The 8,753-nt window shown below is 46.7% G+C and carries 10 protein-coding genes and 1 tRNA gene; 7 read left to right on the top strand and 4 right to left on the bottom strand.

From position 1 onward, the window contains the following. Positions 1-22 precede the first annotated feature (22 nt). The 4 genes from M3P05_RS01435 to M3P05_RS01450 all read right to left on the bottom strand — a co-directional run bounded on the left by M3P05_RS01435 (position 23) and on the right by M3P05_RS01450 (position 3,196). Positions 23-877: a sterol desaturase family protein gene (locus tag M3P05_RS01435; protein WP_249697447.1), complete on the bottom strand. Its 855-nt coding sequence runs from the start codon at positions 875-877 to the stop codon at positions 23-25. A 335-nt stretch (positions 878-1,212) separates the two neighbouring features. Further along, a complete protein-coding gene (locus M3P05_RS01440; RefSeq protein ID WP_249697448.1) occupies positions 1,213-1,818 on the bottom strand; it encodes a TetR/AcrR family transcriptional regulator in 606 nt (201 codons plus the stop codon). A 145-nt stretch (positions 1,819-1,963) separates the two neighbouring features. Continuing rightward, the gene (gene murI, locus M3P05_RS01445; RefSeq protein ID WP_249697449.1) at positions 1,964-2,767 is read right to left on the bottom strand and encodes a glutamate racemase; all 804 of its coding nucleotides are present in this window, start codon (positions 2,765-2,767) and stop codon (positions 1,964-1,966) included. Between the two features lie 69 nt (positions 2,768-2,836). Next, positions 2,837-3,196 carry a TraR/DksA family transcriptional regulator gene (locus tag M3P05_RS01450; RefSeq protein WP_249697450.1) on the bottom strand — a complete coding sequence of 120 codons (360 nt, stop codon included), beginning with the start codon at positions 3,194-3,196 and terminating at the stop codon, positions 2,837-2,839. Positions 3,197-3,394: 198 nt separating this feature from the next. On the opposite strand from M3P05_RS01450, the gene cdd reads away from it, so the two are divergent. The 7 genes from cdd (at position 3,395) to M3P05_RS01485 (ending at position 8,371) form a co-directional block, all read left to right on the top strand. Further along, the gene (gene cdd, locus M3P05_RS01455; protein ID WP_283777622.1) at positions 3,395-4,297 is read left to right on the top strand and encodes a cytidine deaminase; all 903 of its coding nucleotides are present in this window, start codon (positions 3,395-3,397) and stop codon (positions 4,295-4,297) included. 60 nt (positions 4,298-4,357) lie between these two features. Further along, positions 4,358-5,605, top strand: a complete 1,248-nt coding sequence (locus M3P05_RS01460) for an FAD-dependent monooxygenase (RefSeq protein ID WP_249697452.1) — start codon at positions 4,358-4,360, stop codon at positions 5,603-5,605. Between the two features lie 51 nt (positions 5,606-5,656). Then, positions 5,657-5,732, top strand: a tRNA-Gly gene (locus M3P05_RS01465). A gap of 298 nt (positions 5,733-6,030) precedes the next feature. Then, a complete protein-coding gene (locus tag M3P05_RS01470; RefSeq protein ID WP_249697453.1) occupies positions 6,031-6,996 on the top strand; it encodes a hypothetical protein in 966 nt (321 codons plus the stop codon). A gap of 128 nt (positions 6,997-7,124) precedes the next feature. Continuing rightward, positions 7,125-7,676, top strand: a complete 552-nt coding sequence (locus M3P05_RS01475) for a hypothetical protein (RefSeq protein WP_249697454.1) — start codon at positions 7,125-7,127, stop codon at positions 7,674-7,676. 27 nt (positions 7,677-7,703) lie between these two features. After that, positions 7,704-8,138, top strand: a complete 435-nt coding sequence (locus tag M3P05_RS01480; protein ID WP_249697455.1) for a hypothetical protein — start codon at positions 7,704-7,706, stop codon at positions 8,136-8,138. Next, positions 8,138-8,371 carry a hypothetical protein gene (locus M3P05_RS01485; RefSeq protein ID WP_249697456.1) on the top strand — a complete coding sequence of 78 codons (234 nt, stop codon included), beginning with the start codon at positions 8,138-8,140 and terminating at the stop codon, positions 8,369-8,371. Before M3P05_RS01480 ends, M3P05_RS01485 begins: the two co-directional genes overlap by 1 nt. Positions 8,372-8,753: the final 382 nt, after the last annotated feature.

The following is an 8,753-nucleotide window of genomic DNA, read 5'->3' on the forward strand; positions in this document are numbered from 1 at the left end:
ACTCTCCAAAAATTTTTCGCGTTTAATCCGGTTTCCAGCCAGGGCTTCGCAGCAAATAACCAAACACTGCTGACAGGCTTTTGGCTTTGCGTAAATCTTTAAACAGGCCTGGGAATTCAGAAAATTGGACGGTAATAGGGTTCTTGCTGGTCATTGGGGTTGTTAACCCATAAGCAGGGACTTCTTCCTCTTTCTGGAAGGTGCCAAACAGGCGATCCCAGACAATCAGAATTCCACCGAAGTTCTTATCCAAATACTTTTTGTCTGACCCGTGATGAACTCTATGATGCGATGGGGTATTAAAAATCCATTCCAGCGGACCAAGCTTCCCGATCATTTCATTGTGCAGCCAGAACTGATACGCCTGGACAATAACTTCTGCAGAGAGAACCAGTATCGGATTGAAACCCATCAACACCAGCGGCAGGTGGAAAAACATGGGTGCAATGGGGTCAAACAGGCTGAACCGGAAAGCAGTGGCTGTATTCATGACGGGTGAGCTGTGATGCACGGCCTGAACCATCCAGAGTAACCGGATTTTGTGGAGAGCGTAGTGCTCCACGTAATAGGTCAGGTCAGCCAGGAAAAGCACCAGAATAATGGAGTGGGTATCAATCGGCTGTTTCCAGGGGACGTATTCATAAACCGTGAAGAACAACACGACCGTGCCGGAAAAAATCATGATTTCCGCAAGGTAATAGGGCACTTGGGTAAACAGACTGGAAAGAGTTTCCAAAAAGCGGCTTTTATTCAGTCGGCGAGTTATTAATTCATCTGCGAGTTCAAGAAAGAGAAACAGAGCAGCGAAAATCAAAACCCACTCGTAAATGCCAAAAGACACATACTCAATATATTCGAGCCAGTCTGTTTCAGTCATTGAGAGACTATCCTCACCTAGTAATAGAAATATGCGTCAATGTACTCAGGCATCAGGGCCCATAAACCAAGAAAAACAAACATCGCAACCAGAAGCAGGCAGTAACAGGCTTTGATAAAAATGTTGTGTTTGGGAAGAGCCATCGTTTTCACCTACCAATAGAAGCAAGAGACAGCGACCATTAGCCAAACCACGATCAGGCTCCAGTAGGCGCAAAAGGCTCGTACTTGCGATGGTATTCCCTGTGCAGCCATACGCTTCCGCTAAACAGGTCCCATGCAACCCAGAGCATGAGGGCTATACCCAAGTAATAAGTCCACGACATGATAATTACCTCAAAATAAAAGAGTGTCTGACTCTGTTTCCTTCAAAGTGCTGACAAGTTTGGTCGCAGCTTTATGAGCTGGCGGGCGATAGTGGTCGTCCAAGTCCAGCGGTGTCAGGGAATCCAGATTTAAGTACAAAGAAACAATGCCAAAGGCTGTATTGTGGATGTCTTCCTTGCTGGCAGTAGAAAAGTCTCTTTGGAGAATTTTTTCGATATCACCAACAAATTGTTGAAACCACTTCTGCATAGCCTTTTTGAGAACGTCATCTCGTACGGCTGCAGAAATCAGCGAACTCACAATCAGCATTGTTTCCGGTTGTTCGTCTTTATAAAAAAACAAGCATTGAAGAAGCGTATCCACAGCATTGGTTTCAGGAAGCTGCTCAATTAACAGCTGCCACTGCAGGTCCGACTGTTCAATAACTCTGGCAGCCAGGCTGTGTACAAGATCAGTGCGGTTGCCAACAAAGTGTCTGACAAGACTGCGCTGCAAGCCTGACTCTTCAGCAATCCGTTCTAATGAGCTGCCGTCCAGCCCATAGCGTGCAACGCACTTCTGAAAAGCCTGCAGAACCTGTTCGGTGCGTTCTTCTTTCAAACTGGGACGAGGCATATCAAACTCGTTTATTGTCACATATGACAATTTATAGTGCCTGCTTAGTTTATTGTCAACTATGACAATAAACTAAGCAGGGCTATTTCTTGGCAGAATCAGCCTTTGCGAAATAGTCGATTTTATTGATTCAAAATGACCAGATTTACCTGAAGCCGGGTAGGTCCAAGGTATCTACTGAATGAAATCCCATGGATTTCAGGGCTGAGTCATAAGGTGCTTCCTGGGATGTTAAGGGATCAGTGAACAGCGCTTTATGCAAAAGTGCCGGACTATCACCATTCAGCTGGTTTTCCAGAAGGCTCAACACCCTTCTGGCAATAGCTTCACCTGAATCCACCCAGTTAATTTCTGGTGCACAGAGGTTGAGTTCTTCTTTTAGCAGAGGGAAATGAGTGCAGCCAAGAACAGCCTGATCAGGAATTTTCTCAGCTTCTAAAAATGGAGAGATGATGGACTTAATCTTCTCCAGGTCGGGAGCAATCCCCTTGAGCTTGTTTTCAGCTATCTGTACCAGTTCGGTTGTGCCGACCCGAATGACTTTGCATTGACTGGCAAAATCATGAATCAAATCATCAGTGTATTGGCGCTGAACTGTGCCTGGTGTGGCTAGAAGGCCGATGCATTGATTCTCTGAGAGGTTCGCTGCTGTCTTTATCGCAGGAACAACACCAACGACCGGAATAGGAAGTTCTTCCCGAACCCGGGAAAGAGCGACTGTACTGGCAGTGTTACAGGCAATCACGGCCAGAGATGGCTGAAATTGTTCACAAAGAGTTCTCAAACACAGGCTGACCCTTTGAATCACTTCTTCCTGCGGGCGGGGGCCATAAGGGAAGCCTTCATTGTCGGCACAGTAAATCACCGGAAGCCTCGGCATTATCCGGTTGATTTCATTGAAGATTGTCAGGCCGCCAGCTCCGGAGTCCAGCATTATGATGGGAGACACAGGCACTCCACGCCAATTAACAGAACGGGCATTTTAGCGTGCCTGAGCAAACCGCCAATACGGAGATACTCATTGCTGTTCTGCATTCGCCTGGCAGGAGAGACACAAGGGAGTCTCAGGTCTGACTTTCAGCCGTTTGTAACCAATCGGTTCATCACAGGATCGGCAATAGCCATACTCTTCATCATCAAAGGAAGACAGAGCTCTCAAAACCTGCCTGAGACGGATTTCACACTGTTGCTTCCCGGCAACAGCCATGCTCTGCTGCTGAATGGCATCAATGCGGGATACTCTGCCCACAGCCTGCTGATCAAGACTGACGACCTGTGAGGATTGTATTGCCTGTTCCAGCTGCTGTTGTAACTGAATCTTCAGCTGTTCAAGGTCTGCCTTAAGCTCATGACATTCTTCGGGGGTTAATTCATCCATCCCTCTATTTTCCTGCTCATATAATTTCTGGAAACAATCATACTCATATTGGAAGGCTGAGAGAGGTAAACAGGTGGTGAAAAGTTGATCTGAGTATATATTGTGATCAGATAACTCCCTTTTTTGAGTCATTTGTTTGCATTTTCTCAGTAGTTCGGTTAATTCATTCCTCCCTTAAACAATCTGGTTTTGTTGTAGATGCTTTCCTTCCCGTTTGATCGTCAAGTGCTGGAAACCTTTCCAGAGGAAGCTCAACCACTTCTTAATACCCTCGTCTTTGAGCAGGCTTGTATGCTCACAGCTGAACAGGCTGATGAGTTAGCCAGTATTCTTTCCATTTCAATTGATAAACTTCCAGAAATGCTGTTACCCGTTGCAGCAGCAACTGCAGTTGTTCCTGTTTCCCATTTCCATGTTGGTGTTGTTATCCGTGGTGGCAGTGGAGCTCTGTATCTTGGCTCCAATATGGAGTTTGATAAAACCTTCCTGGGCATGTCTCTTCATGGAGAACAGTCAGCAGTAAATAACGCCTGGCTGCATGGCGAAACATCAATTATTAATCTGGTTGTGAATGCTGCTCCATGTGGCCACTGTCGTCAGTTCCTGCATGAGATCGGAACTTCCGAACAATTGGATGTAAACATTGTTTCCTCTGCTGGTGAAAGCAACCGTTCTCCTTTAACTGGATTCCTGCCATCAGCCTTCGGTCCAGTTGATCTGGGCGTTGATGGAGGCATTCTGAGCTATGCCAAGCAAACTCTTAAGTGTGAAGAAAAGAGCGAACTGGTACAGCTGGCACTTGAAGCTGCTAACTCAAGCTATGCACCTTACTCCAAAGGCTTTGCTGCTATTGCGCTGGAAACAACAGATGGTGTGAAAGTTTGTGGTCGTTATGCAGAAAATGCTGCCTACAACCCAAGCCTGCAGCCAATGACTTCTGCAATTGCTCATCTGCGCTTTGCATCGCTGGGTAAAGATGTAGAAATTAAGAATGTCGTTCTGGTTGAAACTGATTCTCCGGTTAGTCATGCAACACACCTCGCTGCACTGCAGAAGACTGTCCTGAAAGATGTAACCGTACAACGCTACCTGGCCTCTTGAGTAGAGACGCCGGGTGGGGCACAGTAAGTCAGATCAGGAACCGCGAGAAAGGTGACAGGTGTGGGACAATATGATGTTGTCATAGCGGGGGCCGGAATGGTCGGTGCTGCAATTGGTTGCGCACTGGGACAGGCCGGAATGAAAGTGGCTCTTGTTGATCCTGTTCAACCCGAGGCATTTAACCCTGAATCAGTGCCTGATCTTCGAGTATCAGCATTGAGTCCTGCGTCAGAAGCATTTCTACATAAGTTAGGTGCATGGAATCATATAAGGAGCATGCGTCTTTGTCCTTATCGAAGAATGGCCGTATGGGAAAAGCTGAAAGAGCCTCTTTCCACGCGTACAGTTTCTTCCCGCTTTAATCAGACAATGTTTGACTGCACGGAAGTCGATACAGATCGGCTTGGATATATTGTTGAAAACAGGGTAACCCAGCTCGCACTTCACAGTGTTATGGAAACCTGCAGCAATATTGAACTGTTTTGCCCAGCCTCTCCCCGGAAGCTATCACTCAATCAGTCTCTACCAACACTCTCTCTGGATAATGGAGAAGAAGTAAAAGGAAAACTGATTATCGGTGCCGATGGTGCCAACTCATTTATTCGCCGTGAGGCGGGTATTGGTTTATCCAGTGAGGACTATGAACAACGTGCGCTGGTTGCGACCGTTGAAATCCCGACAGGGCCACTGGACATAACCTGGCAGGCATTCACTGCAACAGGTCCGCTCGCTCTTTTACCTTTACCCAATATTGGGCATAAAAGTTATGCCTCCCTCGTCTGGTACAATCAGCCTGAAGCAGTGGCTGATTTAATGGAAAAAACAGACGAACAGTTTTTAGAAGCTGTCCGCAAACAATACCCTGAAGAGCTCCCTGAGATGCTCAAACTAAATGAACGCGGATGGTTCAAGTTAACTCGTCGACATGCCTCTACATATATAAAGAAAGGTGTAGCGCTTGTTGGTGATGCTGCCCATACCATTAACCCGCTTGCCGGGCAGGGCGTTAAACTCGGGTTTCAGGATGCAGAATGTCTCACTGATCTGTTAATTAATGCCTGGGAGAACGGGCATGACATCAGTGATAAGTCCATTCTCGAAAACTACGAACTCAAGCGTCGTCCTGAAAATAGAAAAATGCAGCTGGTGATGGATGGTTTCTATCACTTATTCAGTAATGAAAACGCACCTCTGAAGTTTGTCCGCAATATTGGACTCACCGTTGCTGGTCACTTCCCCTATGGCAGAAAGAAAGTCATGCGCTACGCCATGGGTTTGGAAGAAGCTCCCCGCTGGCCTTTAGGTTGATTCGGGTCATAACCCGCAAAACTCTATATAAGTAGAATCACAGTCGAGAGTGCGGGAATAGCTCATCCGGTAGAGCATCAGCTTCCCAAGCTGAGGGTGGCGGGTTCGAGTCCCGTTTCCCGCTCCATCTATCCCCCTAATTTTCCTACAGATTATTTTATACGTCAGCGGTCTGGGGCACATAAGGGGCAGGGAGTTATTGTTCAGGCGGCTTGCAGCGGAATCTGTCGAAGATATTGAGCTGTTGCTTTCCTGGTATTAAATGATTCCATGAATCAATGGGTAATAAGCATCCTTTGCAAGTCTCTTATCAAAAAACCTACTTTTTGTTAGCAACACTGACATTATTCATTGCCTTAGTGAACCTTGAGGAATTCCTATTGCCTACCTAGTTCTGAAACCCATGAACTAAGCAGGTAAACACTATGGACGCAGGTCGAATTTCCCCATCAGCATCTACGGATAAGTTAGCTATACAATTAACTGCCCCTCAACCTAGCTCTGCTGTGAGTAGTGGAGTAACAGCTGTTACACCGCATGTGAATATCCCTCAAGGCGAATGTGATTCCTCAGTGTTGAGTGCCGGTGAACGACCTGTAGAGATCATCTCCCATGATGGAGGCAGCGATGATGGCAACGACGCAGTAAAGCCGGACGAATCAATAGGCAAAAATTATGATGTAACTAAAGATTCGGAATTTATGTCACTTACTCGAGAGCAACAAGTAAGGGTTGTGAGCTATGAATTGAGTGATATCAGGGAATTATGCGGGGAAATGACTGAGTCACTTGTTGCTTTAAGCGATAGAGTTGTAAAATTACAAGAAGATTTACTAATAGACATCAAAGACCACATGTCTTCTTCTGATAGAAAGAAAATAAAGAAAATAAAGAAAAGCCTCTCTACTTTGAAAAACTATGATGGTTCCCTCGAAACAGAGAAGAGAAACCTCAGCAAGTCAAAAACAAAATCGATATCAGTTAGCTCCATACCGACACTATTTAAAAGGCAATCGAGTGATCCTTCGGATATTAAAGAGGACTCGAGACAAGGGGGAAGGTGTTTATCATCGGAAAACATAACATATCGGCAACCGTTTCGACGAGGTACCGTGTCATCATCATTCCTAGAACGGTATAGAGGTTCTAGCTCGAACTCCTCATCAGAAGGTAATTCTCCTGTAGGTCATCATACTCGATCTTTACATGTGAGATCATTATCGAACCCTGACGAGCCAGTATCCGGTGAAGGGAGTGATGCTTTAAGTTCTGGTGCACCTCTAACCTCTGACACGCGATCAGGATCAGGATCATTATTAGAACAAGTAGTACCACTTGCCCCTATAAGGGAAAGGTATCTTTCTGAGTCATCTCAACAATCTCAGGATTAACAATAATAATCATTTAACCCCCTTAGTCATCGTCAGGGTGGCAGTAAAGGGGTCGCATCCCATACAGCGGTGAGAAAGATCCAGAACAGCCACCAGAACCTGCAGAAAACAAGGACTGCTATCTGCTTATGAACACCGTCAATGTTGTGCGTGTATCAGATGATGCACCAATAGAGCTTCTGGATATCAGCATCGAGCTGGATATCGATTCATTCACCTGGCGACTACAAGGCACCGTGGCTAATCGGGCGACACTAATGTTGATTGAACCGGATGCGACAGACACCAAAGATATCCGGGTCACCATCAACGGCTGGAAGTGGGTCTTTGTGATCAACAGGTACAATGCCCAGCGCAGCTTTAATCAAGAAAGGTACACCGTACAGGGCGAAAGCCGAACAAGATTATTGACGGAGCCATACGCTCCCCCTCGTACCAAGACAGGAGCCTCTACCATCAATGCAAAACAGACTGCAGAGGCCGAACTCAACAACACCGGGTTCACTCTGACATGGGATACCAGCAACTCCGGCGATACACCGGACTGGATTTTCCCAGCAAAGGTCTTCAGTTATGTGGATCAAAGCCCGATGCAGGTTGTCGCAAAGATTGCGACCACCGTTGGTGCAGTCATAGTATCTACCACAGCAAACGACAATATCCTGGTACAACCACGGTAAAAATTCAGCCCTTGGGTGTGGGGCGATGTGGGGACACCTATTGATCACTCTGTACCGGAAAGCATGATGCTGAATATGAGCGTGGAATGGTCACCTGAACCTGCGTACAACGCCGTGTATGTCTCCGGTACCTATGAAGGTGTGGCTGTGGAGGTCACCCGCAACGGCACAGTTGGGGATGAACCAGCACCGGATATTGTGGAGAACTGGCTGGTGGATGTGGCAGTAAATACTGAACGTGGCAGAAATCTGTTATCAGAAGGAGGTCAGCAGGGAGTGGTCAGTCTCGACATTCCCCTGACCTCGACAGATGAAGAGCCTGGTCTTGTTCTACCGGGAGAGTTGGTGGAGGTTATGGTAACACCATCATGGGTAGGACTTTGCCTGTCTACCAGTATTCAAACACCTGGAAGTGGTACAGGCCGGGTTATCCAAACATTAAGTGTGGAGCGACACTATTAATGGCGACTACAAACCCGTGGAAACAGTTTTCCAGTCTGCTTCCCAAATCATCTCGGGTGATTGGAACCGTTAGCAGTCACAACGCTAATGGCACAAGCACCTTAACTCTGCGCAATGGCTCCACTTTCACAGCTAAGGGACAGGAGGTGCCAGTAAACAGTAAGGCGCTGGTAGAAGGTGGGGTTGTTGTCAGGCAAGTACCGACCCTACCCTTGTTTACTTCCGGGGTGTAGAGGGTGAACTTAAGGAGCTGTTGTGGGGCAAGAGAGGGGAAAGCAGGAGCTGATTCGGGCAGGTGGAGGCTGATATGTATCCATCCTATATATGGGAGCAGCTCTTTGATATCACAAAGAATTAATGGCTTGAGTCTGCCGATGTCTGCTTTAACCTTCTTATATATATGGTTGTAGAAATATGGCTAGATGGAATTCGAGTCCCGTTTCCCGCTCCAGTTTCCTTTCCTGTTTATTCCCTTCAAACATTGTTTCCCGAATTGGTAAAAGTGCTTATCGGTAAAGCCTTGAACTTAATCCGGATCACCCTATAATGCCGCCTCGTTGTCACAGACGGCTCAGCCAGAAGGCTACGGAATACCGAACGTTGACAGTAACGGGA

The organism is Parendozoicomonas callyspongiae (genome assembly GCF_023502345.1).
Lineage (GTDB): Bacteria > Pseudomonadota > Gammaproteobacteria > Pseudomonadales > Endozoicomonadaceae > Sansalvadorimonas > Sansalvadorimonas callyspongiae.